The sequence below is a fragment of the Cellulomonas sp. P2_F12 genome (assembly GCF_056403775.1).
In genome coordinates this window covers 112,599-136,801 of sequence record NZ_JBFUEV010000002.1, presented here as the reverse complement: position 1 = coordinate 136,801, position 24,203 = coordinate 112,599, and the positions used below count along the sequence as shown (strand labels likewise).

Annotated in this window: 22 protein-coding genes and 1 pseudogene; 16 read left to right on the top strand and 7 right to left on the bottom strand. The window is 72.1% G+C overall.

Features of this window, described 5'->3' with window-relative positions; genetic code table 11:
* Positions 1–7 precede the first annotated feature (7 nt).
* Positions 8–1,180, top strand: a complete 1,173-nt coding sequence (locus AC1DWH_RS05475; protein WP_477092818.1) for an epoxide hydrolase family protein — start codon at positions 8–10, stop codon at positions 1,178–1,180.
* Positions 1,181–1,189: 9 nt separating this feature from the next.
* Here the strand turns inward: AC1DWH_RS05475 and AC1DWH_RS05470 are convergent.
* Positions 1,190–2,076: pseudogene (locus AC1DWH_RS05470) on the bottom strand (helix-turn-helix domain-containing protein).
* Between the two features lie 149 nt (positions 2,077–2,225).
* Here AC1DWH_RS05470 and AC1DWH_RS05465 point away from each other — a divergent pair.
* Positions 2,226–3,065: an SDR family oxidoreductase gene (locus tag AC1DWH_RS05465; protein WP_477092817.1), complete on the top strand. Its 840-nt coding sequence runs from the start codon at positions 2,226–2,228 to the stop codon at positions 3,063–3,065.
* Between the two features lie 30 nt (positions 3,066–3,095).
* On the opposite strand, the gene AC1DWH_RS05460 is transcribed toward AC1DWH_RS05465, so the two are convergent.
* Positions 3,096–3,728: an O-methyltransferase gene (locus AC1DWH_RS05460; RefSeq protein WP_456847093.1), complete on the bottom strand. Its 633-nt coding sequence runs from the start codon at positions 3,726–3,728 to the stop codon at positions 3,096–3,098.
* Positions 3,729–3,929: 201 nt separating this feature from the next.
* Between AC1DWH_RS05460 and sigE the strand changes: the two genes are divergently transcribed.
* From sigE to AC1DWH_RS05420, 8 genes are all read left to right on the top strand, one after another.
* Positions 3,930–4,511, top strand: coding sequence for an RNA polymerase sigma factor SigE (sigE, locus tag AC1DWH_RS05455; RefSeq protein ID WP_456847094.1), 582 nt, complete (start codon positions 3,930–3,932; stop codon positions 4,509–4,511).
* A complete protein-coding gene (locus AC1DWH_RS05450; RefSeq protein WP_477092816.1) occupies positions 4,508–5,512 on the top strand; it encodes a zf-HC2 domain-containing protein in 1,005 nt (334 codons plus the stop codon). Before sigE ends, AC1DWH_RS05450 begins: the two co-directional genes overlap by 4 nt.
* Before the next feature lie 221 nt (positions 5,513–5,733).
* The gene (locus AC1DWH_RS05445) at positions 5,734–7,311 is read left to right on the top strand and encodes a S1C family serine protease (RefSeq protein WP_477092815.1); all 1,578 of its coding nucleotides are present in this window, start codon (positions 5,734–5,736) and stop codon (positions 7,309–7,311) included.
* A 49-nt stretch (positions 7,312–7,360) separates the two neighbouring features.
* Positions 7,361–7,753 (top strand): twin-arginine translocase TatA/TatE family subunit, encoded by a 393-nt coding sequence (locus AC1DWH_RS05440; protein WP_477092814.1) that lies wholly within the window; start codon positions 7,361–7,363, stop codon positions 7,751–7,753.
* Positions 7,754–7,833: 80 nt separating this feature from the next.
* Positions 7,834–8,874: a tryptophan--tRNA ligase gene (trpS, locus tag AC1DWH_RS05435; RefSeq protein ID WP_456844119.1), complete on the top strand. Its 1,041-nt coding sequence runs from the start codon at positions 7,834–7,836 to the stop codon at positions 8,872–8,874.
* Positions 8,871–9,443 carry a 2'-5' RNA ligase family protein gene (locus AC1DWH_RS05430; protein ID WP_477092813.1) on the top strand — a complete coding sequence of 191 codons (573 nt, stop codon included), beginning with the start codon at positions 8,871–8,873 and terminating at the stop codon, positions 9,441–9,443. The genes trpS and AC1DWH_RS05430 overlap by 4 nt, the downstream gene beginning before the upstream one ends.
* A gap of 9 nt (positions 9,444–9,452) precedes the next feature.
* Entirely contained in the window at positions 9,453–10,463 is a 1,011-nt protein-coding gene (locus tag AC1DWH_RS05425) for a YihY/virulence factor BrkB family protein (RefSeq protein WP_477092812.1), read from the top strand.
* Positions 10,464–10,522: 59 nt separating this feature from the next.
* Entirely contained in the window at positions 10,523–11,521 is a 999-nt protein-coding gene (locus AC1DWH_RS05420) for a YihY/virulence factor BrkB family protein (protein ID WP_477092811.1), read from the top strand.
* Between the two features lie 4 nt (positions 11,522–11,525).
* Here the strand turns inward: AC1DWH_RS05420 and AC1DWH_RS05415 are convergent, their stop codons facing one another.
* The 5 genes from AC1DWH_RS05415 to sdhC all read right to left on the bottom strand — a co-directional run bounded on the left by AC1DWH_RS05415 (position 11,526) and on the right by sdhC (position 16,026).
* The gene (locus AC1DWH_RS05415; protein ID WP_477092810.1) at positions 11,526–12,296 is read right to left on the bottom strand and encodes a phosphotransferase; all 771 of its coding nucleotides are present in this window, start codon (positions 12,294–12,296) and stop codon (positions 11,526–11,528) included.
* Between the two features lie 210 nt (positions 12,297–12,506).
* Positions 12,507–13,271, bottom strand: coding sequence for a succinate dehydrogenase iron-sulfur subunit (locus AC1DWH_RS05410; protein WP_456844114.1), 765 nt, complete (start codon positions 13,269–13,271; stop codon positions 12,507–12,509).
* Positions 13,271–15,121 (bottom strand): succinate dehydrogenase flavoprotein subunit, encoded by a 1,851-nt coding sequence (gene sdhA / locus AC1DWH_RS05405; protein WP_477092809.1) that lies wholly within the window; start codon positions 15,119–15,121, stop codon positions 13,271–13,273. Before sdhA ends, AC1DWH_RS05410 begins: the two co-directional genes overlap by 1 nt.
* 36 nt (positions 15,122–15,157) lie before the next feature.
* Positions 15,158–15,619, bottom strand: a complete 462-nt coding sequence (gene sdhD, locus AC1DWH_RS05400; RefSeq protein ID WP_456844112.1) for a succinate dehydrogenase, hydrophobic membrane anchor protein — start codon at positions 15,617–15,619, stop codon at positions 15,158–15,160.
* Positions 15,619–16,026 carry a succinate dehydrogenase, cytochrome b556 subunit gene (gene sdhC, locus AC1DWH_RS05395; protein ID WP_456844111.1) on the bottom strand — a complete coding sequence of 136 codons (408 nt, stop codon included), beginning with the start codon at positions 16,024–16,026 and terminating at the stop codon, positions 15,619–15,621. The genes sdhD and sdhC overlap by 1 nt, the downstream gene beginning before the upstream one ends.
* A gap of 163 nt (positions 16,027–16,189) precedes the next feature.
* On the opposite strand from sdhC, the gene AC1DWH_RS05390 reads away from it, so the two are divergent.
* From AC1DWH_RS05390 to AC1DWH_RS05365, 6 genes are all read left to right on the top strand, one after another.
* Positions 16,190–17,290 carry a mannose-1-phosphate guanylyltransferase gene (locus AC1DWH_RS05390; RefSeq protein ID WP_477092808.1) on the top strand — a complete coding sequence of 367 codons (1,101 nt, stop codon included), beginning with the start codon at positions 16,190–16,192 and terminating at the stop codon, positions 17,288–17,290.
* 84 nt (positions 17,291–17,374) lie between these two features.
* Positions 17,375–18,580 (top strand): amidohydrolase, encoded by a 1,206-nt coding sequence (locus AC1DWH_RS05385; RefSeq protein WP_477093216.1) that lies wholly within the window; start codon positions 17,375–17,377, stop codon positions 18,578–18,580.
* A gap of 207 nt (positions 18,581–18,787) precedes the next feature.
* Complete coding sequence (locus AC1DWH_RS05380) at positions 18,788–19,885, top strand: BMP family lipoprotein (RefSeq protein ID WP_456844109.1); 1,098 nt, start codon at positions 18,788–18,790, stop codon at positions 19,883–19,885.
* Between the two features lie 123 nt (positions 19,886–20,008).
* Positions 20,009–21,622 carry an ABC transporter ATP-binding protein gene (locus tag AC1DWH_RS05375; protein ID WP_477092807.1) on the top strand — a complete coding sequence of 538 codons (1,614 nt, stop codon included), beginning with the start codon at positions 20,009–20,011 and terminating at the stop codon, positions 21,620–21,622.
* Complete coding sequence (locus AC1DWH_RS05370) at positions 21,619–22,905, top strand: ABC transporter permease (protein WP_477092806.1); 1,287 nt, start codon at positions 21,619–21,621, stop codon at positions 22,903–22,905. The genes AC1DWH_RS05375 and AC1DWH_RS05370 overlap by 4 nt, the downstream gene beginning before the upstream one ends.
* Positions 22,902–24,197, top strand: coding sequence for an ABC transporter permease (locus tag AC1DWH_RS05365; RefSeq protein ID WP_456844106.1), 1,296 nt, complete (start codon positions 22,902–22,904; stop codon positions 24,195–24,197). The genes AC1DWH_RS05370 and AC1DWH_RS05365 overlap by 4 nt, the downstream gene beginning before the upstream one ends.
* Positions 24,198–24,203: the final 6 nt, after the last annotated feature.

Sequence of the window (24,203 nt, the reverse complement as noted above, 5' to 3'; positions counted from 1 at the left end):
GAGACTCATGCCGGACGCGCTGCCCCGCCCCGAGCCCTTCCGCCTGCAGACCGCCGCCGGGGCGATCGCGGACCTGCGTGCCCGGCTGCTTGCGACCCGCTGGCCGGACGCGCCCGAGGACGCCGGGTGGTCGATCGGGACCGACGTCGACTACCTCCGCGGGCTCGTGGCCTATTGGACGGACGAGTTCGACTGGTCGGCGCAGGAGGCCGAGCTTGCCCGGCTGCCGCACTTCCGGGTGGGGCTCGGCGGGCTCGGGATCCACTACGTGCACGCCCGAGCGGTCGCGCCGAGCGGTCCCGTGCTGCCCCTGGTGCTGAGCCACGGCTGGCCCGACTCCTTCTGGCGCTACACCAAGGTGGTCCCGCTCCTGACCGACCCCGGAGCGCACGGCGCCGACCCTGCCGACGCGTTCGACGTGGTCGTGCCGGACATGCCGGGCTACGGCTACTCCGACCGCCCGACGGGTCCGCCGCTCGACACGGTCGCCGTCGCGGGGCTGTGGGCGCAGCTCATGAGCGTGCTCGGCTACGAGCGGTTCGGGGCGGCGGGCGGGGACATGGGCAGCCACGTCAGCCGCTACCTCGCGCTCGACCATCCCGACCGGGTCGTCGGGGTGCACCGCACGGACGCCGGTGTCCCGGTGTTCGGCGGTGACCCGGCGGAGCTCGCCCCCGAGGAGCGCGCGTGGCTCGACGACGCCGCGGCCTGGGGCGTCGCCGAGGGCGCGTACGGCGCGATCCACCGCACGAAGCCGCAGACGCTGGCCGTCGGCCTGACCGACTCGCCGGCCGGGCTCGCCTCGTGGATCGTCGAGAAGCTGCGTGCCTGGAGCGACTGCGCCGGCGACGTCGAGCGCAGCTTCACCAAGGACGAGATCCTCACGAACATCACGATCTACTGGCTCACGGGCACGATCGCCTCGTCGCTGCGGATGTACCGCGCCAACAGCCTGATCCCGCGGGCTCAGCTGGCCCGGCGCGTCGAGGTGTCGTCCGGCTTCTCGCTGTTCGCCGGCGACGTCCTGCGTCCGCCGCGGGCGTGGCTCGACCGCACGACGAACGCCCAGCGTGTGACCGAGCCGCCGCGCGGCGGGCACTTCGCGCCGTTCGAGGAGCCCGAGCTCTACGCCCAGGAGCTGCGCGACTTCTTCCGGCCGTACCGCGGGGCCACTCGCTGACGCGTGCGCCTACGCCTGCCGGGCCCCTGGTGCCGACTCGCCGGCCGTTGCCGCCCAGCTCGCGAGCACTCGCAGGGCGTCCTCGTCAGGTGATCCCGCGGGACTGGTGAAGGTGATCATCGACAGTCCGGGGTCGGCCGGGAGGTCCAGCACCTCGAAGTCCAGGTGCAGCTCCCCGACGACGGGGTGCCGGACGTGCTTCCGGCCGGTTCGGTGCAGGCGGACGTCGTGGGCGGCCCAACGGGTCCGGAACCCCGGGCTCCGGGTGCTCAGCTCGCCGACGAGGTCGGTGAGCGAGCGGTCGTAGGGGTCGCACCCGGCCTCGGTGCGCAGCTGGGAGACGGTGTCGTTGCCGCGCGCTCCCAGTCGATCCAGAAGTCGCGGGCGCGGTCGTCCAGGAACGTGAACCGCGCGTGGTTCGCGGGGCTGCCGGGCGGTCGCGGCGTTGCGGAGACCGGTGCGAACAGCGCGCGGCCCAGCGCGTTCGCTCCGACCAGGTCGAGGCGGCCGTTGTTGACGATGACCGGCACGGTCTCGCCCATCAGGTCGAGCAGGCGCTGCACGCCCGGCCGGACCTGGCCGGATGCCCGCGTGCGGCGCTGTCGGGTGCCGGGGCCGGCCTCGCGGGCGAGGTCGGCCAGGTGGGTCCGTTCGGCCTCGTCGAGCTGCAGGGCGCGGGCGAGGGAGTCCAGCACGCTGTCGGAGACGCCGGCGAGGTTGCCACGCTCGAGCTGGGCGTAGTACTCGACACTGACCCCGGCAAGGTCGGCCACCTCGCTCCGCTTGAGGCCAGGGACGCGCCGATTGGTGCTGAACGCGGTCAGGCCTGCGCGCTCGGGGGTGAGCCGGGCCCGGCGGGTGCTCAGGAAGTCCTTGACCTCGTCGCGGTTGTCCACGCCGCCACGGTAGATCTCGGTCGAGGGGCGTGGGGTGGGCTGCCGGTACACCTTCCAGCAGAGACTTCTCCGACCTCCGCCCGACGGGTTGCATGGCAGACGTGCCGCCACGGGGCGGCGAACCCGAGTCGAGATCGAGAGGCACGAGCATGAGCGAGCAGGTCTGGATGGTGACCGGTGCGGGTCGTGGGCTGGGCGTGGACATCGCGCGGGCCGCCCTGGCCGCAGGGCACGCGGTGGTGGCGACGGGTCGGGATCCGCAGCAGGTGGAGAGCGCGATCGGCCCGCACGACAACCTGCTCGCCGTCGCGCTGGACATCACGGACCCGGCTGCGGCCGAGGCGGCGGTGGCGGCAGCGCTCGGCCGGTTCGGCAGCATCGACGTGCTGGTGAACAACGCCGGCAACTTCTACGCCGGCTACTTCGAGAACATCAGCCCCGAGCAGCTCCGCGCGCAGATGGAGACCAACTTCTTCGGGCCGCTCAACGTCACCCGAGCGGTCCTGCCGGTCCTGAGGGCTCAGCGCTCCGGCCAGGTCATCACGATCACCTCGACCGCGGGCCTGGTCGGTCAGGAGTTCTGCGCCGCCTATGCCGCGTCGAAGTTCGCGCTCGAGGGGTGGATGGAGTCCCTGCGGTTCGACGTCGCCCCGTACGGGATCTCGACGATGGCCGTCGAGCCCGGGTTCTTCCGCACCGAGCTGCTGGTCGAGGGCGCGTCGACGATCTGGCCCGAGCTGGACATCGAGGACTACGCCGAGCGCACCACGTCGACGATCGCGGCGTGGCAGGCGATGAACGGTCAGCAGGGCGGCGACCCGGCCCGGCTGGCACAGGCGTTGGTCACGCTGTCCGACTCCGGCGAGCTGCCGCTGCGCTTCGTCGCGGGCGCCGACGCGATGGCCGGGGTCGAGACCAACCTCACGACCGTCCAGGGTCAGATCGACGCACACCGGGACCTGTCGGCGTCCCTGGCGTTCAGCAGCTGACGTCGGACGCCTCCCGGGCGGTCGCAGGCCTCAGCGCTTGACCGCGACCAGCAGGCCGTCGCCCGTGGGCAGGAGGGCGGGCAGCAGGCGGTCGTCGGCCCGGACGATGCGGCCGACCTCGCGGATGGTCGTCGTGGTCTCGTCGCGGCGGGCGGGGTCGGCGACCCGGTCGTGCCAGAGGGCGTTGTCGACGGCGAGGACTCCGCCGGGGCGGAGCAGGCGCACGGCCTGCTCGACGTAGCCGGGGTAGCTCTCCTTGTCGGCGTCGACGAACACCAGGTCGTAGCCGCCGTCCGTGAGGCGGGGGACGACGTCGAGGGCGCGGCCCGAGATGGTGCGCGTGCGGGTGGGCTTGACGCCCTCCTCGACGAACGCCTCCTTGGCGGCGCGCTGGTGCTCGACCTCGAGGTCGATGGTGGTCAGCACGCCGTCGGCCGGCATGCCGCGCAGCAGGTAGAGGGAGCCGACGCCTGCGCCGGTACCGATCTCGACGACCGCGCGGGCCGCGACGGCCGCCGCGAGGACGCTCAGTGCGGCGCCGGATCCGGGCAGGACGGGGGTGCAGCCGAGCTGGGCGGCTCGTTCGCGGGCCCGCAGCAGGATGTCGTCCTCCGGCAGGAACTCCTCGCAGTAGACCCAGCTCTGGGCCTTGTCGGTGGAGATAGCTGCCTCCTGGGGCGGGATGACGGGGTGCTGCAACGGTCGTCCGCCAGCGTAGTCGCGGGGTCGCGATGGACGCGGGAGGCGGTCGGCTCCGCTGACGGCGGAACTTCTCGCCCGCTGGACGCGTTCCTACGGTTCGAGGCTCACAGTTCCACCTGGGACACTGGAGCACTGATGGCACGTACCGAGGAGACCGACCCCATGACCACGCAGCCCGCCGCCTGGCAGGCACCGTCATGGGAGGAGATCGTCCGGGACCACTCCGCTCGGGTCTACCGGCTCGCGTACCGCCTCACCGGCAACAAGTACGACGCCGAGGACCTCACGCAGGAGACGTTCGTCCGCGTGTTCCGGTCGTTGCACTCCTACACGCCCGGCACGTTCGAGGGCTGGCTGCACCGGATCACCACCAACCTCTTCCTCGACCAGGCCCGCCGCCGCCAGCGCATCCGCATGGACGCCATGGGAGAGGACGCCGAGCGCTACGCCTCCGGTGACCAGCTGAGCGCCCCGGAGCGCGCGTTCGAGCACGGCAACCTGGACCTCGACATCCAGAAGGCCCTCGACGACCTGCCGCCCGAGTACCGGGCCGCCGTCGTCCTCTGCGACATCGAGGGCCTCTCCTACGAGGAGATCGCGGTGACGCTCGGCATCAAGCTGGGCACCGTCCGTTCCCGCATCCACCGCGCCCGCGCCCGGCTGCGTGTCTCACTGGAGCACCGCGCTCCCGGCGCCCTCGCCGGTACCTCCGCCGACGACTCCCCGCTGACGGTCCTCGGATGAGCCACCTCGGGTCGCGGATCAGCGCGCTGGTCGACGGGCAGCTCTCGGTGGCGGACACCGAGCGGGCCCTCGCCCACGTCGCCGTCTGCCCCGGGTGCTCCGCCGAGCTCGCCGCGTTCCGCGCGGCCCGCCGGGCGCTGGCGTCCGCCGACGAGGTCGCGCCGACGGCCGACCTCACGGCCCGGCTCCTCTCGCTGGCGGGGAGCGCCGAGCCGTTCGCCGGGGACCCGTTCGCGCCGCCGGCCCGGCAGTCCCGCGACGAGCTCGCGTCCTACGGTGTCGCCAGCGGGGGCCTGGGCTCCCGCGGCTGGCGGTCCGGGTCGTCGCTGCGCGGTGACGTCGGGCAGCGACGCTCGTCGGTGCGGATCGCGGCCGGCTCGATGGCGGGCCTCGGTGCGGTCGCCGCGATGCTCTTCGTGCTCGGCGAGCGCCCCGACGTCGTCCCCACGGTGCACCCCGGCGTCGACCTCGGCCTGCTCGGCCAGGCCGTCACGGCCGACCCGGCGACGCAGGCGGGGTCGATCGACACGACCGCCTGGCCCGTCGTGACGGACGGCTCCGCGCAGTCCGGGACCGGCACCGAGACCACGTCGTGGCTGCGCGCGCACGAGTGGTCCTTCCCGCAGCAGCTGCCGCAGGGCTGGTCCGTGACGGCGGTCCGCTGGGCCGGCGACGACTCCACCGTGCTCGAGGTCGACGTGCTCGGCCCCGACGGCACCTCTCTCGTGGTGACCGAGCAGCAGGGCCGCCTCGACACGACCGCGCTCGCGGGCGCGCCGACCGGTGAGGTGGGCGGTCGCGAGGTCTACGTCCTGTCGTACGAGCCGTGGCACGTCGTGTGGCAGGCCGACTCGACGGTGGTCCAGGTGGTCGGCTCGCAGTCGTCCGACGACGCCGCGACACTTGTGGGAGCCTTTCCGGGCGGCGCCTTCGACGACGGCGTGCCTGCGCGGATCACGCGGGGCTGGGACACCGTGACAGGAGCGCTCGAACGGCCATGAGGACCCCCGACGACGACGCGCAGCCGGCTGCGGTACCCGCTCCCGACCGTCCGTCCGACGCGGGTCCGACGAGTCCGTTCGCCTCTCCGTCCGGCCGCCGCGAGCTGCCGCCGACGCCGGACGCACCGGCGGAGTCTCCGGCCGGACCGCCTGCCGAGCCTGCCGGACCGACGGCCGCGGCTTCTGCCGAGCCCGTCCCCGGACCGCCCGCCCATGACGCCGTGACGCCGCCGGTCGACCCGGGCGCACCCGCACCGGGGCCCGTGTGGCCGGTCTGGGCGCAGCAGGAGCCGACGCCCGCCACCGAGACCGCCGCCGCACCGGTCGCGGTCGTCCCCGGCGCGACGCCCGTGCCGGCCGACCCGCGCGCCGCCGCGGCCCCGCTGCGGGCGCCCGGCGAGCACTGGTCCGTCCCGCACGGCTCCGCGCCGCACTACACGCCGCCGTCGTCCCCGTTCGCGCCCCCGTCGCCGTACACCCCGCCACCGCCGTACGCCCCGCCGAACCCGGCCGGTCCCGCGACCCAGCACGGGTCGCCGAGCCCGTACGGGCACGCGCCCCAGCAGGGACAGCAGCCCACCGGCGCCGGCCAGTGGCAAGGCGTCCCGTTCACGACCCCGCCGACGGGCCCGGAGCAGCCGCACGGCTCGGCCGCGGTGCCGCACACGGTCGTGCTGCACCGCAAGCGCCGCCGCACCCTGTCGGTCGCGTGGGTGGCCCCGCTCGTCGTGCTCGCGCTCGTCGCGGGCGTGGTCGGCGGCGTCATCGGCGCACGAGCGACCAAGGACGACCACCTCGCCGACGCCGGCCTGCCGGTGGCCGCCGCGGGCGCCGGCACGATCGAGCGCGCCCCCGACTCGGTGGCGGGGATCGCGGCCGGCGTGCTGCCGAGCGTCGTGTCGATCCAGGTCGACGGGCCGCAGGGCAGCGCCACCGGGTCCGGCTTCGTGCTGCGGGGCGACGGCTACCTGGTCACCAACAACCACGTGATCGCGCAGGCGAAGGAAGCGGCGTCGACCACGATCACCGTCACGTTCGTCGACGGCAGCGAGCAGGCGGCGACGATCGTCGGCAGCACGGCCGACTACGACCTGGCGGTCCTCAAGGTCGACGTCGACGGACTGACCCCGCTGCTGCTCGGTGACTCCGACGCCGTCGTGGTCGGGGACGCCGTCGTGGCGGTCGGCGCGCCCCTCGGGCTGGCCGGCACCGTGACCACCGGCATCGTCAGCGCGCTCAACCGGCCGGTCTCGGCGGGGGAGTCGACCGACTCGAGCGACACGGCCTTCATCAACGCGATCCAGACCGACGCCGCGATCAACCCGGGCAACTCCGGCGGTCCGCTGGTCAACGCGGCGGGCGAGGTCATCGGCATCAACTCGGCGATCGCGCAGCCCCCGGGCTCGACGGCGCTGGTCGGCGGGAGCATCGGGCTCGGGTTCGCCATCCCCTCCAACCAGGTGCGCCGCACGTCCGACCAGCTCATCGAGACCGGTCACGCCACGTACCCGATCATCGGCGTGCTGTTGGACCAGCGGTACAGCGGCGAGGGCGTGCAGGTCTCCTCCGACTCCCAGTCCGGGCAGGCCCCCATCACCGCGGACGGCCCAGCCGACCGGGCCGGCATCCACCCCGGCGACGTGATCCTGGCGATCGACGGCCGCCCGGTGACCGACCCGGACGAGCTCATCGTGGCCATCCGCGCGCGGACCCCGGGCGAGACGATCGTGCTGCACGTGCGCAGCGGGTCCAGCGAGCGCGACGTCCGCGTCAAGCTCGACGAGTCGCCCACGGAGTGACGTCCGGCTCGGCCCCCGGTCCCTCAGGGGCGGGAGGTACTCTGACCCGGTGTTCGGGATCAACGGCGGAGAGCTGCTCGTGCTGCTCGTCGTCGCCGCGCTCGTCATCGGCCCCGAGCGGCTCCCGGGCTATGCGGAACAGCTGGGCCTGTGGGTCCGCAAGGCCCGGTCCTTCATCCGGGACGCCAAGGCTCGCGTCGACGAGGAGCTGGGCGACGAGGTCGGCGACGTCGACTGGTCGGCGCTCGACCCGCGCAAGTACGACCCGCGCCGCATCGTGCGCGACGCCCTCCTCGAGGACGACCCGGTCCGCCCCGTGAGCACGCCGGCCACCCGGCCGGTGACCGGGGCGGGGGCGGCCCGTGCGGCGACCGGTGGGGTCGCTGCCGCGGCGGCCGCAGGCCCGCCCAGACCCACCCCGTACGACGACGAGGCGACCTGACGCCGGTCGAGAACACGTCCTCCGCTCACCCCGGGACGGCACCCGCGAGCCGGGTCCTCCCGCCCTGACAGAATGGTCCGATGGTCTTGGCGCCGCAGCAGTCGCGCATCTTCTCCGGGATGCAGCCCACGTCCGACTCCCTCCAGCTGGGCAACTACCTCGGCGCACTGACCCAGTGGGTCGCCCTGCAGGAGGAGCACGACGCGATCTACTGCGTGGTCGACCTGCACGCGCTGACCGTGAGCCCGGACCCGAGGGTGCTGCGCGACCGCACCCGCAGGACCGCGGCGCAGTACCTGGCGGCGGGCGTGGACCCGGACCGGTCGATCCTGTTCGTGCAGTCGCAGGTGCCCGAGCACGCCGAGCTGGCGTGGCTGCTGTCGTGCCACACCGGGTTCGGCGAGGCCAACCGGATGACGCAGTTCAAGGACAAGTCGGGGAAGCACGGCACCGAGGGCACCACGGTCGGGCTGTTCACCTACCCCGTGCTCATGGCGGCCGACATCCTGCTGTACGACACGAGCCTCGTGCCGGTCGGTGAGGACCAGCGTCAGCACCTCGAGCTCACGCGGGACCTCGCACAGCGGCTGAACTCCCGGTTCGGGCCGGACACCGTGGTGGTGCCCGAGCCGCACATCGTCAAGGCCACCGCCAAGATCTACGACCTGCAGGACCCGACGGCCAAGATGAGCAAGTCGGCCGAGAGCCCGAACGGCCTGATCGAGCTGCTGGACGACCCCAAGGTGGTGGCCAAGCGGATCAAGTCGGCGGTCACCGACGCCGAGCGGGAGATCCGGTTCGACCCCGAGGCGAAGCCGGGTGTGTCCAACCTGCTGACCATCTACTCGGCGCTGACGGGCCGCGAGATCCCCGCGCTCGAGGCGCAGTACGAGGGCAAGGGCTACGGCGACCTGAAGAAGGACCTCGCGGACGTCGTGGTCGACTTCCTCACGCCGTTCCAGGCCCGCGTGCACGGCTACCTGTCCGACCCGGCGTCGCTCGACGAGATCCTGGCCGACGGTGCCGACCGCGCGGGCGCGCTGGCCGCCGGCACGCTGGAGCGCCTCTACGACCGCAGTGGGCTCCTCCCGCGCCGGACGCGCGCGCGGGTCGGCGCGTGAGGCTGCCGGGCCGCTCCGGCAACCAGGTCCGGATCGGCGTCGCGATCACGGTCCCGGAGCCCTACGGCTCGGTGCTCCAGGCTGCCCGGGCGCAGTTCGGTGACCCGTGGGCGGACTTCATCCCGCCGCACATCACCCTGCTGGGTCCGACGGTGATCGAGCACGACGAGATCGTGCCCGTCGACGAGCACCTCGCGGCGATCGCGCAGCAGCACGCGCCCTTCGTCGTCCGCCTGCGGGGCACCGCGACGTTCCGACCGGTCTCGCCCGTCGTGTTCGTGCAGGTGGCCGAGGGTGTCGCCGGGTGCGAGGGGCTCGAGAGCAGCGTCCGGTCCGGGGTGCTCGCGCAGGAGCTGCGCTTCGTCTACCACCCGCACGTCACCGTCGCGCACGAGGTGCCCGACGCCCAGCTCGACGCGGCGTTCGCGGGGCTGGCGGACTTCGACGCGTCGTTCGTCGTCGACAGCTTCCACAGCTACGCGCACGGCGACGACGGCGTGTGGCGGCCCGCGCGTGACTTCACTCTCACCGGTTCGCCCGCAGATGCCGGGGTCATCGCCGCGACCTAGTGTCGGGGAATGACGGCCGACGAGACCCCCCTCCGGGACGAGACGAGCGCGGCCGCCGGCGCGGGAGCGGCCCACGCGCACGCCACCGTCGTCGCCCCCGACCCCGTGGGGCCGAGCACGAGACCGTCGCTGGTGACGCGGGCGAAGGCCCTGCTCGAGTGGTGGAAGCACACCCGCCCCGCCCGGGCGAACGCGCGCTTCGGCGCCCGCAGCGGCGGCGTGCTCACCGGCGGCATCGCCTACGCCGCGCTCTTCTCGGTCTTCGCGGCACTGACCATCGGGTACACGGTGTTCATGGCGGTCCTCGGCAACAACGAGGAGCTGCGCGCAAAGGTGCTCGACTCGATCAACTCCTCGCTGCCCGGGCTGATCGACACCGGTGACGGCTCGGGGATGATCGACCCCGACTCGCTGGTGCTCAGCGGCAGCCTCACGGCCACGGGGATCATCGCCGTGGTCGTGCTGCTGCTCAGCGCGATCGCGGCGATGGCGGCCCTGCGGACGGCCGTGCGGGCGATGTTCGCGTCCGAGGGCGGCGGCAACGCGGTGCTCGGCAAGGCGCGCGAGCTCGGGGGCTTCGTCGGCATGGCGTTCGCCGTCCTGCTCTCGGCCGTGCTCACCACGAGCGTGGCCACGGCGGCGTCCTGGATCCTCGACGCGCTCGGGTGGGGCTCGTCGACGACCGTGGTGCTGCGGGCGCTCGGCATCCTGGTCGCGTTCGTCATCGACGCGGCGACGTTCCTGCTGATCGTCAAGGTGCTGGCGGGCGAGAGCCCCCCGTGGCGCGACCTGCGGTGGGGGGCCGTCATCGCCGGCGTCGGCATCGGGATCGTGCGGATCCTGGGCACCACCGTGGTCGCCGGCAGCGTGAACAAGAATCCGTTGTTCACGTCGGTCGCGGTCATCGTCACGCTGCTCGTCTGGATCAACCTCATCGCACGCATCTCCCTGCTCGCCGCCGCGTGGACGGCCGACCCGCCCTTCGTCGGGCCGACGACGACGGATGCCCCCAGCGCCTGACGCGCTGCTCACCGGTTCGGCGCCTGTACCGGGCTCGCGGGCCCACCTAGGGTCAGCGCATGGCAGCCGACGAGACGAGCCCCGCGGTCGCGAGCGGGGCGGCCCGGGCCCGCGGCGGCGCGGTCGCGGCGGACAGGTCCTCACCCGCGACCCGGCCGTCGCTCGTCGCCCGCGCCAAGGCCGCGTACGCCTGGTGGCAGCACACCCGACCCGGTCGCGCGAACGCACGCTTCCGGCGCCGCAGCGGCGGAGTGTTGTCGGGAGGCATCGCCTATGCGGCCCTGTTCTCGGTGTTCGCCGCGCTGACCATCAGCTACACGGCGTTCATCGCGGTCCTGGGCGACAACGACGAGCTGCGCGAGAGGGTCCTGGACGCGGTCGACACCACCTATCCCCACCTCCTCGACACCGGGGACGGCCAGGGCGCGCTCGACCCGACGACCCTCGAGCTGTCCACCAGCCTGACCGCCGCGGGCATCATCGCCGTCGTCGTCCTCCTGCTCAGCGCGGTCGCCGCGATGACGGCCCTGCGCCGGTCGGTGCGGGCGATGTTCGCGTCCGAGCTCGCCGGCAACCCGATGCTCGGCAAGGCCCGCGACCTGGGCGGCTTCGTCGGGCTGGCGTTCGCGGTGCTGCTGTCGGCGATCCTCACGACGGGCGTCGGGACGGTCGCGTCCTGGCTCCTCGACGCCCTCGGCTGGAGCGGCCTGACGACGCTGGTGCTGCGGACGCTCGGCATCGCCGTCGCCTTCGTGATCGACGCCGCGCTCTTCATGCTGGTGGTCCGGGTGCTGGCCGGGGAGAACCCCCCGTGGCCGGACCTGCTGCGGGGATCGGCGATCGCGGCGACCGGCCTCGGGATCGTGCGGACGCTCGGCACGACCGTCGTGGCGGGCAGCGTGAGCAAGAACCCGCTGTTCACCTCGGTCGCCGTGCTGGTCACGCTGCTGGTGTGGGTCAACCTGATCGCCCGGATCATGCTGATCGCGGCCGCCTGGACCGCGGACCCGCCGTACGTCGAGCCGCCGGGCAAGGCCGCGAAGGCAGCCGCGGTCTGAGAGGTCAGCCCGTGGCGTCCAGCGCGGCGTGCAGGTCCGGGAGCCGCGCGGCCAGTACCGCCAGGCGTGCGCGGGTGCTCGCCGGCTCGCCGGCCTCGCCCAGCCGGAGCATGCCGGGGTCGCCCGCCAGCTGGGCGGCCGCGATGCGGTTCGCCGCGTCGGTCATGCGGATGACGACGTGGTCGAGCACGGCGTGCGGGTCGAGCCCGCGGTAGCCGTCGGCGATGGTCCGCAGCACGTGGGCGACCTCGTCCGCGGGGGCGTCGGGGAACAGGACGGCGCTGTTCCACGCGAACATCGCGACGTCGTCCAGCGGGATCCCTGGTCCGGCGACGTCCCAGTCGAACACCCCGGCCAGCTCGTCGCCGTCGAACGTCATGTTGTACATCGCGCTGTCGTGGTGGCACACGATCTCGCCGGGCGCGAGGGCGCGCTCGACGAACCGCCACCGTCGACTGTCCCGGGGGAAGTCCGCGACGGCCGCGTGGTAGTCCCGCAGCCAGTGCATCGCCGACCGGACCTGCGCGTCGCTCAGCGTCTCCCGCCCGATGTCGAGCACCCGTCCCGGCAGGAACGTGAGGATCTCCCGGCCGCGGTCGTCGATGCCGAGCACGCGCGGGATGCGGGGGAGCCCGGCGGCCGCGAGGAAGTCCAGCAGCTCGTGCACCGCGGGCGTCCACGGGCCGGTCGGCCGCCGCACCGTGTCACCGACGCGGACGGCCCCGCCGACGTTCCCGCCGGGCAGGAGGATCTCGTCGTCGGGGCCGTGGCTCACGCCGCGGACGCTACCGGGCGTGAGGCACCCAGCGCACACGAGATCACGGGACGTGCGCCCGGGCGTCGGTCGGTGCGCGCGTGAAGACTTCGTTCCGCTCACCGCAACGAAGTCTTCACGCGACGAGGGCACGCACCCGAGCTGGGTGCGTGCCCTACGTCGTGCGGGTGCGCGCTCGGCGCACTTTCCGCGACCGCGTGTGCGGTTCTGTCAGAAGGCGCGCGTGATCATTGCGCGCTTGACCTCTTGGATCGCCTTGGTGACCTCGATGCCTCGCGGGCACGCCTCGGTGCAGTTGAAGGTGGTGCGGCAGCGCCACACGCCCTCCTTGTCGTTGAGGATCTCGAGGCGCTGGGCGCCACCCTCGTCGCGGCTGTCGAAGATGAACCGGTGCGCGTTGACGATCGCGGCGGGGCCGAAGTACTGCCCGTCGGTCCAGAACACGGGGCACGACGACGTGCACGCGGCGCACAGGATGCACTTGGTGGTGTCGTCGAACCGTGCGCGCTCCTCGGCGCTCTGCAGGCGCTCCTTCGTCGGCTCGTTCCCGGTGGTGATGAGGAACGGCATGATCTCGCGGTAGGAGGCGAAGAACGGCTCCATGTCGACGACGAGGTCCTTGATCACCGGCAGGCCCTTGATGGGCTCGATCGTGATCGGCTTCTTGAGGTCGAGGTCCTTGAGCAGCGTCTTGCACGCGAGGCGGTTGCGGCCGTTGATGCGCATGGCGTCCGAGCCGCACACGCCGTGGGCGCAGGAGCGGCGGAACGTCAGCGAGCCGTCCTCCTCCCACTTCACCTTGTGCAGGGCGTCGAGGACGCGGTCGGTGCCGTGCGCGCGGACCGTGAACTCGTCCCAGTACGGCTCGCTCGTCGTGCCGTCGTCGCCCGGCAGGTAGCGCCGGACCTTGAGGGTCACGTCGAAGGAGGGAATGGCTCCGACCTCGGCCGCAGGAGCATCAAGGGTCGCGGTCATCAGTACTTACGCTCCATCGGCTGGTAGCGGGTCATCGTGACGGGCTTGGAGCCCAGCACGAGCTGGTAGTCCTCGAACAGCGTCGTATGCGCGAACGAGCCCTTGTGGTCGCCGTCGCCCTCCGAGCCCCACAGGCGGTGGCCCTTGACGGGCAGCGGACGCCGGTAGGCCATCGTGTGACGCATGTAGTTCTTGTCGTCGCGGTCCGGGAAGTCCTCGCGGAAGTGACCGCCGCGCGACTCGTCGCGGTTGAGGGCGCCGACGACGACGGTCTCCGCGATGTCGAGCAGGAAGCCCAGCTCGACGGCCTCGAGCAGGTCGGTGTTGAACATCCTGCTCTTGTCCTGCACCGACACCCGGCGGAACCGCTTCTGCAGGGCCTTGATGTCGTCGAGCGCCTGCGTGAGGGACTCGGCGGTGCGGAACACCTGCGCGTTGAGGTCCATCGACTCCTGCAGGGCCTTGCGGATGTCCGCCACGCGCTCGCCGTCGGGCCGCGTGCGGATCTCCTCGAGACCGGCGACGACGGTGGCCGCCGGGTCCTCGGGGAGCTCCACGAACGACGCGGTCAGCGCGTACGCAGCGGCGGAGATGCCGGCCCGCTTGCCGAACACGTTGATGTCGAGCAGCGAGTTGGTGCCCAGGCGGTTGGAGCCGTGCACGCTCACGCAGGCGACCTCGCCGGCGGCGTACAGGCCGCGGATGACGTCGGTCTGGTTGCGCAGCACCTCGGCCTCGATGTTGGTGGGGATGCCACCCATCGCGTAGTGGGCCGTCGGGTACACGGGCACGGGCTCGGTGTACGGCTCGATGCCGAGGTACGTGCGCGCGAACTCGGTGATGTCCGGCAGCTTGGCGTCGATGTGCGCGGGCTCGAGGTGCGTGAGGTCGAGCAGGACGTAGTCCTTGTTGGGGCCGGCGCCGCGGCCCTCGCGCACCTCGTTGGCCATCGAGCGGGCGACGATGTCGCGCGGCGCGAGGTCCTTGATGGTGGGGGCGTAGCGCTCCATGAAACGCTCGCCCTCGGAGTTGCGCAGGATGGCGCCCTCACCGCGCGCGGCCTCGGACAGGAGGATGCCGAGCCCGGCCAGGCCGGTCGGGTGGAACTGGAAGAACTCCATGTCCTCCAGCGGGATGCCGCGGCGGTACGCGAGCGCCATGCCGTCGCCCGTGAGCGTGTGGGCGTTCGACGTCGTCTTGTAGATCTTCCCGGCGCCGCCCGTGGCCAGCACGACCGACTTGGCCTGGAACACGTGGATCTCGCCGGTGGCCAGCTCGTACGCGACGACGCCCGAGACGTTGACCTCCTCGCCGTCCGGCACGTGGCCGGCCGCGAGGTCGTGGTCCACCAGCAGGTCGAGGACGTAGAACTCGTTGTAGAACTCGACCTCGTTCTTCACGCACTGCTGGTACAGCGTCTGCAGGATCATGTGGCCGGTGCGGTCGGCCGCGTAGCAGGACCGGCGCACGGCGGCCTCGCCGTGGTTGCGCGTGTGCCCGCCGAACCGGCGCTGGTCGATCTTGCCCTCGGGCGTGCGGTTGAACGGCAGGCCCATCTTCTCCAGGTCGAGCACCGCGTCGATGGCCTCCTTGGCCATGACCTCGGCGGCGTCCTGGTCGACCAGGTAGTCACCACCCTTGACGGTGTCGAACGTGTGCCACTCCCAGTTGTCCTCCTCGACGTTGGCCAGCGCGGCGCACATGCCGCCCTGCGCCGCACCCGTGTGGGAGCGCGTCGGGTAGAGCTTGGAGATGACGGCCGTGCGCACGCGGGTCGAGGACTCGAGGGCCGCGCGCATGCCGGCGCCGCCCGCGCCGACGATCACGACGTCGTACTGGTGGGTCTGCATCGGGGTCGATGCCTTCCTGTTTCTGGGGAGAGAGCGTCAGGACGCCGTGCAGAACGACGGGAGCAGGTCCGCGGGCGAGCCCGACGGGCACGGGTCGAACGTGAAGATCACGAGCGTGCCCAGCACGACGACGACGAGGAACGCGAGGTAGAGCAGGCCCTTGAGGACGAGCCGCAGGCCGTCGCGCTCGGCGTAGTCGTTGATGATCGTCCGCACGCCGTTGGTGCCGTGGATCATCGCGAGCCAGAGCATGAGCAGGTCCCAGACCTGCCAGAACGGCGACGCCCACTTGCCCGCGACGAAGCCGAAGTCGATCGCCTTGACGCCTTCGCCGGCGACCAGGTTGACGAACAGGTGCCCGAAGATCAGCACCAGAAGCACGACGCCGGACGCGCGCATGAAGACCCAGCCGTACAGCTCGGTGTTGCCGCGGGTGGTCAGGCGGGACGGCCTCGCACGGGGTGCACGGGGGGCCTTCGGGTCGGCGATGGTGCTCATCACTCGCCCCCGAAGACGTGCATCAGGTGACGCGGCAGGAAGCCGGCCATGGTCACGACGAAGAGGCCGAGCACCACCCACAGCATCACGCGCTGGTACTTGGGGCCCTTGGCCCAGAAGTCGACGAGGATGATCCGGATGCCGTTGAACGCGTGGAACACGATGGCGGCGACGAGCCCGGCCTCACCGAGTCCCATGATCGGGTTCTTGTACGTGCCGATGACGTCGTTGTACGCCTCGGGCGAGATGCGCACGAGCGACGTGTCGAGCACGTGCACGAGCAGGAAGAAGAAGATCGCGATGCCGGTCACGCGGTGCGCGACCCACGACCACATGCCTTCCCGCCCTCGGTAGAGCGTGCCGGCGGGTGCCTTACGGGCGGCCGGCGCTGGGGGCGCTGCAGGCACTGTGGGCCTCCTGGCGAAGAAAGAGGTTCGGACGACGGCGTCCTTGTCGCGTCAACTGTAGTGAACCGATCAGGACGCAACCCGTCGGCAAGGGCCGTAAGGCCCCCGCTGTGAGGTATTGCACAGCACTGCGGGGGTGTACCCGGTCGCTACCCTGACCCCCATGTCGACCACGATTCCCGGATTCCACGCCGTCGTCCCCGCCGGCGGCGCGGGTACGCGCCTGTGGCCCCTGTCCCGCGCCGGCCACCCGAAGTTCCTGCTCGACCTGACGGGATCGGGCCGGACGCTGCTGCAGGCGACCGTGGACCGGCTGCTCCCGCTGACGGGCCAGGGCGGCGTGCTCGTCGTCACCGGGGCCCGGCACGCGGTGACCGTGGCGGGACAGCTGCCGGAGCTGGGGGCCGACGACGTGCTGGCCGAGCCCTCCCCGCGCGACTCGATGGCCGCGATCGGGCTGGCGGCGGCCGTCCTGCTGGCCCGGCACGGCGAGGACGTGGTGCTGGGGTCGTTCGCCGCGGACCACGTCATCGACGGGACGGAGGCGTTCGAGCAGGCGGTGCGCGAGGGCGTCGTCGCCGCCCGCGCCGGCTACGTGGTGACCCTCGGGATCGCCGCGACGGGCCCCTCGACCGCGTTCGGGTACGTGCGGTCGGGCGCGCTGCTCGGCCTCGACGGTGCGCCGACCGTCGCGCACGCCGCCGGGTTCACGGAGAAGCCGGACGAGCAGACGGCGACGGAGTACCTGGCGACGGGGGAGTACCGCTGGAACGCGGGCATGTTCATCGTGCGGGCGCGCGTGCTGCTGGACCACCTGGCGACGCAGCTGCCGGCGCTGACCGCGGGGCTGCTCGAGATCGCCGCCGCCTGGGACAGCCACGAGCGCGGCGAGGTGCTCGAGCGCGTGTGGCCCGGCCTCACCAAGATCGCCATCGACCATGCGATCGCCGAGCCGGTCGCGGCCGCCGGCGGGGTGGCCGTCGTGCCCGGGGACTTCACGTGGGACGACATCGGCGACTTCGACTCGCTGGCGCAGCTGCTGCCGGTCGACACGCTCGGCGACGAGTCGGCCGTCCTGCGCATCGACGCGGACGGCGCGTTCGTCGTGCCCGGCACGGAGCGGACCGTCACGGTGCTCGGCCTGCCCGGTGCGGTCGTCGTCGACACCCCCGACGCCGTGCTGGTGACCACGCGCGCCCACGCCCAGGCCGTGAAGTCGGCGGTCGACGGCTGGCGCGCGCTCGGGCGCGACGACCTGCTCTGACGCGGACACCGGCCGCTCGGCGCCGCGGTCGCGGATAGGGTCGAAGGCGTGTCGTCCGCCCCCCTCCTGCCCGTCGTCGCCCCGCTGACCAGCCTCCGGCCCGACCCGGTGGAGCCGGTGTCGGCGCGTCTCGCCGCGCTCGCCGCGGGGCTGCGGGACGAGCTCGTGGCCGTCCGCCGGGACATCCACGCCCACCCCGAGCTGGGCCGCACCGAGGTCCGGACCACCAAGCTCGTCGCCGAGCGGCTGCGCGCGGCCGGCCTCGAGCCCCAGCTGCTCCCGGGCAGCGGGCTCGTCTGCGACATCGGCCCGAGCCCCATGGCCACCGGGCGCAAGCGGGTCGCGCTGCGGGCGGACCTCGACGCGCTGCCCGTGCAGGACACCAGCGGCGTGCCGTGGGCGTCGACGGTCCGGGGCGTCACGCACGCCTGCGGCCACGACGTGCACACCACCGCCGTGCTCGGCGCGGGCCTCATCCTGGCCGAGGTGGCCGACGAGATGACCACCGGCGTCCGGCTGATCTTCCAGCCGGCCGAGGAGGTGCAGCCGGGCGGCGCCCTCGACGTGGTGGCCGCGGGCGGGCTCGACGGCGTCGGGCAGATCCTCGCGTTCCACTGCGACCCCAAGGTCGACGTCGGCCACGTGGGCACCCGCATCGGACCCATCACGTCCGCCAGCGACGAGGTCACCGTGACCATCTCAGGGCCGGGCGGTCACACGTCACGGCCGCACCTGACCGGTGACGTCGTCTTCGCGCTCGGGCAGGTCATCACGCAGGTGCCCGCGATCCTGGGCCGCCGGCTCGACCCGCGCTCGGGCGTCAACCTCACCTGGGGCGCCGTGCAGGCCGGGTCGGCGCACAACGCGATCCCGGCGTCGGGCGTGGTCAAGGGCACCCTGCGGTGCCTGGACGTGCGCGCCTGGGAGAAGGCGTCGGAGGTGTTCCACTCCGCGGTCGAGCAGGTCGTCGCCCCGCTGGGCGTCACGGTCGACGTCCGGCACCACCGCGGCGTCCCGCCGGTCGAGAACGCTGAGCAGTCGACGGGCGTCCTCGAGGCGGCCGCGCGCGACGTGCTCGGCGCCGGGTCGGTGCTGCTGACCGAGCAGTCGCTCGGCGGCGAGGACTTCGCCTGGTACCTCACCAAGGTGCCGGGCGCGATGGCGCGGCTGGGCACGCGCACGCCGGGCGGCCACACCTTCGACATCCACCAGGGGGACCTGCGGGTGGACGAGCGCGCCGTGGAGGTCGGCGCGCTGTTCCTGGCCCGCGCCGCCCTTCTCGCTGGCTGAGACGGCACGTCCGTCACCTGGGCGGACATTCCAAGTCGGTAACGGAACCTGCACAGATACCCAGCGGTAACCTGCCCGACACGTTGCGCTCGTTAGGGTCCGAGGAATCAATGCCGGGCAGCCCCAGACCTTGTGGTGGTACACCGTCGTGCCATCCGCACGGTCGGCCCAGCCGGACCGGCTGCTGACGAGATTCAGGAGAGTCGCGTGAAGAAGATCATTCGAGTGGCCGCGCTCGGCGGGGCGGTCGCCCTCGCGCTTGCGGCGTGTGGCAGTGCCCCCGAGGACAACGCCACCCCCGGCGCAGACGGCACGACCGCCGCGTCGGTCGACTTCAAGGCCTGCATGGTCTCCGACGCCGGTGGGTTCGACGACAAGTCGTTCAACCAGGCCGGGTTCGAGGGCCTCATGAAGGCCAAGGACGAGCTCGGGATCACCGAGGCGCACGTCGAGTCGAGCGCCGACACGGACTACACGCCGAACATCGACAGCCTCGTCGCCGAGAACTGCAACCTGATCATCGGTGTCGGCTTCCTGCTCGAGGACCCGATCCAGACGGCCGCCGAGGCGAACCCGGACATCAAGTTCGCCCTCGTCGACAGCTCGTTCTCCGACGCGGACTTCAACCCCGTCACCATCGACAACGCCAAGCCGATCCTCTTCGACACGGCGCAGTCGGCCTACCTCGCGGGCTACGTCGCCGCGGCGCAGTCGACGACCGGCAAGGTCGCGACGTTCGGTGGCATCCAGATCCCGTCCGTCACGATCTTCATGGACGGCTTCGCGGACGGCATCGCCAAGTACAACGAGGACAACGGCAAGTCCGTGCAGCTCCTCGGCTGGGACAAGGCCGCGCAGACCGGCGTCTTCGCCGGCAACTTCGACAGCCAGGACGACGGCAAGAACATCGGCCAGTCCTTCATCGACCAGGGCGCGGACATCATCATGCCCGTCGCCGGCCCCGTCGGTCTGGGCACCGCCTCCGTCGCGCAGGCGGCCGGCAACGTCGCGATCGTCGGCGTCGACGCCGACTGGTTCGTCACCACGGAGTACGGCCCCATCGTCCTCACCTCGGTCATGAAGGAGATCGGCCCGGCCGTCTTCGACACGATCAGCGAGGCCGTGGACGGCAAGTTCAGCTCCGACCCGTACGTCGGCACGCTGGAGAACGAGGGCCTCGGCCTGGCGCCGTTCCACGACTTCGACTCGAAGGTCTCGGACGACGTCAAGGCGAAGGTCGAGGAGCTCAAGGCCGGCATCATCTCGGGCGACATCGTCGTGGAGTCCGACGCCTCCCCGAAGTGATCTGACGCACGACAGCAGGACGACGGCCCGGGCCACGTGCCCGGGCCGTCGGCCTGTCCGGCACGCCGTCGTGCCGGGCAGATGGATAGTGTCTGAGAACGCGCGAGTCGAAGGAGCCCATCGGTGAAGCTGGAGCTGCAGGGCATCACCAAGACCTTCGGGTCGTTGGTCGCCAACGATCACATCGACCTCGTCGTGGAGCCCGGTGAGATCCACGCGCTGCTCGGCGAGAACGGCGCGGGCAAGAGCACGCTGATGAACGTGCTGTACGGGTTGTACGACCCCGACGACGGCCAGATCCTCGTCGACGACGTCCCCGTCACCTTCGCCGGCCCGGGCGACGCCATGGGCGCCGGGATCGGGATGGTCCACCAGCACTTCATGCTGGTCCCCGTCTTCACCGTCGCCGAGAACGTCGTGCTGGGCCACGAGCCCGTGCGCGGAGGCGGCCTGATCGACCTGCCCGAGGCGCGACGCCGGGTCAAGGAGATCTCCGACCAGTTCGGGTTCCACGTCGACCCCGACGCCTACATCGAGGACCTGCCGGTCGGCGTCCAGCAGCGCGTCGAGATCATCAAGGCGCTGTCCCGCCACGCCAAGGTCCTCATCCTCGACGAGCCCACCGCCGTGCTCACGCCGCAGGAGACGGACGAGCTGATCGCGATCATGCGCCAGCTCAAGGAGTCGGGCACCTCGATCGTCTTCATCACCCACAAGCTGCGCGAGGTCCGCGCCGTCGCGGACCGCATCACCGTCATCCGCCGCGGCAAGGTCGTCGGCACCGCCGAGCCCACCAGCTCCGAGACCGAGCTGGCGTCCCTCATGGTCGGGCGCTCGGTCGAGCTGGGTGTCGCGCGCAGCGAGGCCGTGCCGGGCGACGTCACCGTGCAGGTGCGCAACCTCACCGTCATCGACGAGGCCGGCGTGCGCCAGATCGACGACGTGTCGTTCGACGTGGCGCGCGGCGAGATCGTCGCCGTCGCCGGGGTCCAGGGCAACGGCCAGACCGAGCTCACCGAGGTCATGCTCGGGCTGCAGACCCCCGTCGCCGGGTCGGTGCAGCTGGACGGCGTCGAGCTGGTGGGGCGCTCGGTGCGAGACGTGCTGAACGCCGGGCTGGGCTTCGTGCCCGAGGACCGGTCGACCGACGGCGTCATCGCCGACTTCTCGATCGCCGAGAACCTCATTCTCGACCTGCACCGGTACGAGCCGTTCGCCCGTGGCGTCGCGCTGAAGCCCGCGGCGATCCGCGCGAACGCCGAGCGCCGGATCGCGGAGTTCGACGTGCGCACCGGCTCGATCGACGCCCACGCGAGCACGCTGTCCGGTGGCAACCAGCAGAAGGTCGTGCTGGCGCGGGAGATGTCGCGGCCGCTGCGCCTGCTCATCGCGTCGCAGCCCACCCGCGGCCTGGACGTCGGCTCGATCGAGTTCGTGCACTCCCGGATCGTGGAGGAGCGCGACAGCGGCACCCCCGTGATCATCGTGTCGACCGAGCTGGACGAGGTGCTGGCGCTGGCCGACCGCATCCTCGTGATGTACCGCGGCCGCATCGTCGGCAACGTTCCCGGGGGGACCGACCGCGACGTCCTCGGCCTGATGATGGCCGGCGTGCCGCTCGAGGACGCCGTGCGGCAGGCCGCCGAGCACCACACGACGCTCGGCGAGCTGGACCTCGAGGCCGACGCGCCCGGCGCGCCGACCTCCGACCCGACGTTCCCCCAGGAGGAGCTGTGAGCAGCCCCACGCCGGACCCGCTGCCCGACGCCGCCGTGCCGCCCCCGGCCCAGACCGGGGTGGTCGAGACCGACGAGTCCGACGGCGGCCGCCGGATCCTGCACGAGATGCTGTCGAGCAGCTGGCTCGTCTCGGTGCTCGCCGTCGTCCTCGCCCTGATCCTCGGTGGGGTCCTCATCGCGGCCGCCGACCCGCAGGTCCAGGCCGCGGCGACGTACTTCTTCGCCAAGCCCGGTGACGTCCTCTCGGCCGCGTGGACCGCGGTGTCCGAGGCCTACGCGGCCCTGTTCGCCGGCGCGATCTACGACCCGCGGGCCGCGACCTTCGCGCGAGCCATCCGGCCGCTGACCGAGACCCTGACCGTCGCGACGCCGCTGATCCTCGCCGGCCTCGGCCTGGGGATCGGCTTCCGCGCCGGCCTGTTCAACATCGGTGCCCAGGGCCAGATCATCCTCGGTGGCATCTTCGCCGGGTACATCGGGTTCGCGTTCGACCTGCCCCCCGGGCTGCACCTGCTGCTCTGCGTGATCGGCGCCGCGATCGGTGGTGCGCTGTGGGCCGGCATCGCGGGTGTGCTCAAGGCGCGCACGGGTGCGCACGAGGTCATCGTCACGATCATGCTCAACAACATCGCCGTCTACCTGGTGGCGTACCTGCTGAGCCTCGACGCGTTCCAGCGGCCGGGCAGCAACAACCCGGTGAGCCCCCCCATCCCCGACAGCGCCGCCTACCCGCTCCTGCTGGGCAGCGGCTACCGGCTGCACGCCGGCTTCCTGGTGGCCATCGCCGCCGCGGTGTTCACGTGGTGGCTCATGGAGCGCTCGACCGTCGGTTTCCGCTGGCGCGCGGTCGGGTCCAACCCGCACGCGGCGCGCACGGCCGGCATCTCGGTGAACTCCACCTACATCTGGGTCATGCTCACGGCCGGTGCCTTCGCCGGTCTGGCCGGGTCGGCGCAGGTGCTGGGCACGGAGCGGGTGCTCACGGCCGGCGTCGCGGCCAGCTACGGGTTCGACGCCATCACGGTCGCCCTGCTCGGCCGGTCCAAGCCGTTGGGCACGGTCTTCGCGGGCATCCTGTTCGGCGCGCTGCGCGCCGGCGGCGTCGTCATGCAGGCGCGCACCGGGACGCCCATCGACATCGTGCTCGTCGTGCAGTCCCTCATCGTGCTGTTCATCGCGGCCCCGCCGCTGGTCCGGGCGGTGTTCCGGCTGCCCTCGCCGGACACGCCACGCGCACCGAAACCTGTGGTCCCCGTCGCCGCGAAGGAGGTCAGCGCGTGAGCGCCCCCACGATCGACGCCCCGGCCGCGGCCCGCCCCGCCGGCGAGCTCGTGCTGCCGCCCATCCGCTGGCACGCCCCCATCGCCTACGGCGCCGTCGCCCTGCTCGGCCTCGTCGTGTTCGGCCTGATGGGCGAGAGCGGTGACGTCAGCACGTTCTCCATCTCGACGTCCAAGGACTTCGTCCACTTCGACCCGTTCGCGGTGCCCTCGAAGCTCACGGCGATCGTCCTGTGCCTCGGCGCCCTGGTGCTGGCGGGCCTGTCGTTCAACGCGACGCGGCAGCGGCGCAAGGTCGGCGCGTGGCTGCCGATCACGTACGGCGTGCTCATGGTGTTCGCGTTCCTGGTGTGGGCGGTGGCCGGCAAGACCAGCGGCCTGCCCCTGACCGGGCTGCTGCAGGGCTCGCTGTTCCTGGCCATCCCGCTGGTGTTCGGCGCCCTGGCCGGTCTGCTGTGCGAGCGCTCGGGCATCATCAACATCGCCATCGAGGGTCAGCTGCTCGGCGGCGCGTTCCTGGCCGCCGTCGTCGCGACCCTCACGGGCAGCGCGTACGCGGGCCTGATCGCCGCCCCGTTCGCGGGCGCGCTCGTCGGCCTGCTGCTGGTGCTCTTCGCCATCAAGTACGTGGTCAACCAGATCATCGTCGGCGTCGTGCTCAACGTGCTGGTGATCGGCGTGACCAGCTACCTGTTCTCCACGGTGCTCAAGCAGAACCCGGACACCTGGAACAACCCGCCCGGCCTGCCCGTCATCAGCATCCCGGTGCTCTCGCAGATCCCGATCATCGGCCCCGTGCTGTTCCGGCAGACGGTGCTCGTCTACATCATGTACGTCGTCGTGATCCTGCTGCAGATCATGGTGTTCCGGTCCCGCTGGGGCCTGCGCCTGCGGTCCGTCGGCGAGCACCCGAAGGCGGCGGACACGGTCGGCATCAAGGTCAACCGGACCCGGCTGCGCTCCACGGTCCTGGGCGGCGCGGTGGCCGGTCTCGGCGGCGCGTTCTTCACGGTCGCGGCCGGGCTGGCGTTCGGCAAGGAGATGACCAACGGCAAGGGGTACATCGCGCTCGCCGCGATGATCCTGGGCCGCTGGAGCCCGAAGGGCGCCCTCGCCGCCGCGCTGCTGTTCGGCTTCGCCAACAACCTGCAGCTGCAGCTGAGCATCATCCAGACGCCGATCCCCAGCCAGATCATGCTGATGACGCCCTACATCGTGACGATCTTCGCCGTCGCGGGTCTCGTCGGACGGGTGCGCCCGCCGGCCGCCGAGGGCATCCCCTACACGAAGTGAGCTGAA

Bases quoted from the DNA above. Each gene is read 5' to 3' on its own strand.
- AC1DWH_RS05410 (WP_456844114.1), bottom strand. From the start codon at position 13,271: ATGACCGCGACCCTTGATGCTCCTGCGGCCGAGGTCGGAGCCATTCCC.
- AC1DWH_RS05420 (WP_477092811.1), top strand. From the start codon at position 10,523: ATGGCAGCCGACGAGACGAGCCCCGCGGTCGCGAGCGGGGCGGCCCGG.
- AC1DWH_RS05465 (WP_477092817.1), top strand. From the start codon at position 2,226: ATGAGCGAGCAGGTCTGGATGGTGACCGGTGCGGGTCGTGGGCTGGGC.
- AC1DWH_RS05475 (WP_477092818.1), top strand. From the start codon at position 8: ATGCCGGACGCGCTGCCCCGCCCCGAGCCCTTCCGCCTGCAGACCGCC.
- sdhA (WP_477092809.1), bottom strand. From the start codon at position 15,121: ATGCAGACCCACCAGTACGACGTCGTGATCGTCGGCGCGGGCGGCGCC.
- AC1DWH_RS05390 (WP_477092808.1), top strand. From the start codon at position 16,190: ATGTCGACCACGATTCCCGGATTCCACGCCGTCGTCCCCGCCGGCGGC.
- sigE (WP_456847094.1), top strand. From the start codon at position 3,930: ATGACCACGCAGCCCGCCGCCTGGCAGGCACCGTCATGGGAGGAGATC.
- AC1DWH_RS05425 (WP_477092812.1), top strand. From the start codon at position 9,453: ATGACGGCCGACGAGACCCCCCTCCGGGACGAGACGAGCGCGGCCGCC.
- trpS (WP_456844119.1), top strand. From the start codon at position 7,834: ATGGTCTTGGCGCCGCAGCAGTCGCGCATCTTCTCCGGGATGCAGCCC.
- sdhD (WP_456844112.1), bottom strand. From the start codon at position 15,619: ATGAGCACCATCGCCGACCCGAAGGCCCCCCGTGCACCCCGTGCGAGG.
- AC1DWH_RS05450 (WP_477092816.1), top strand. From the start codon at position 4,508: ATGAGCCACCTCGGGTCGCGGATCAGCGCGCTGGTCGACGGGCAGCTC.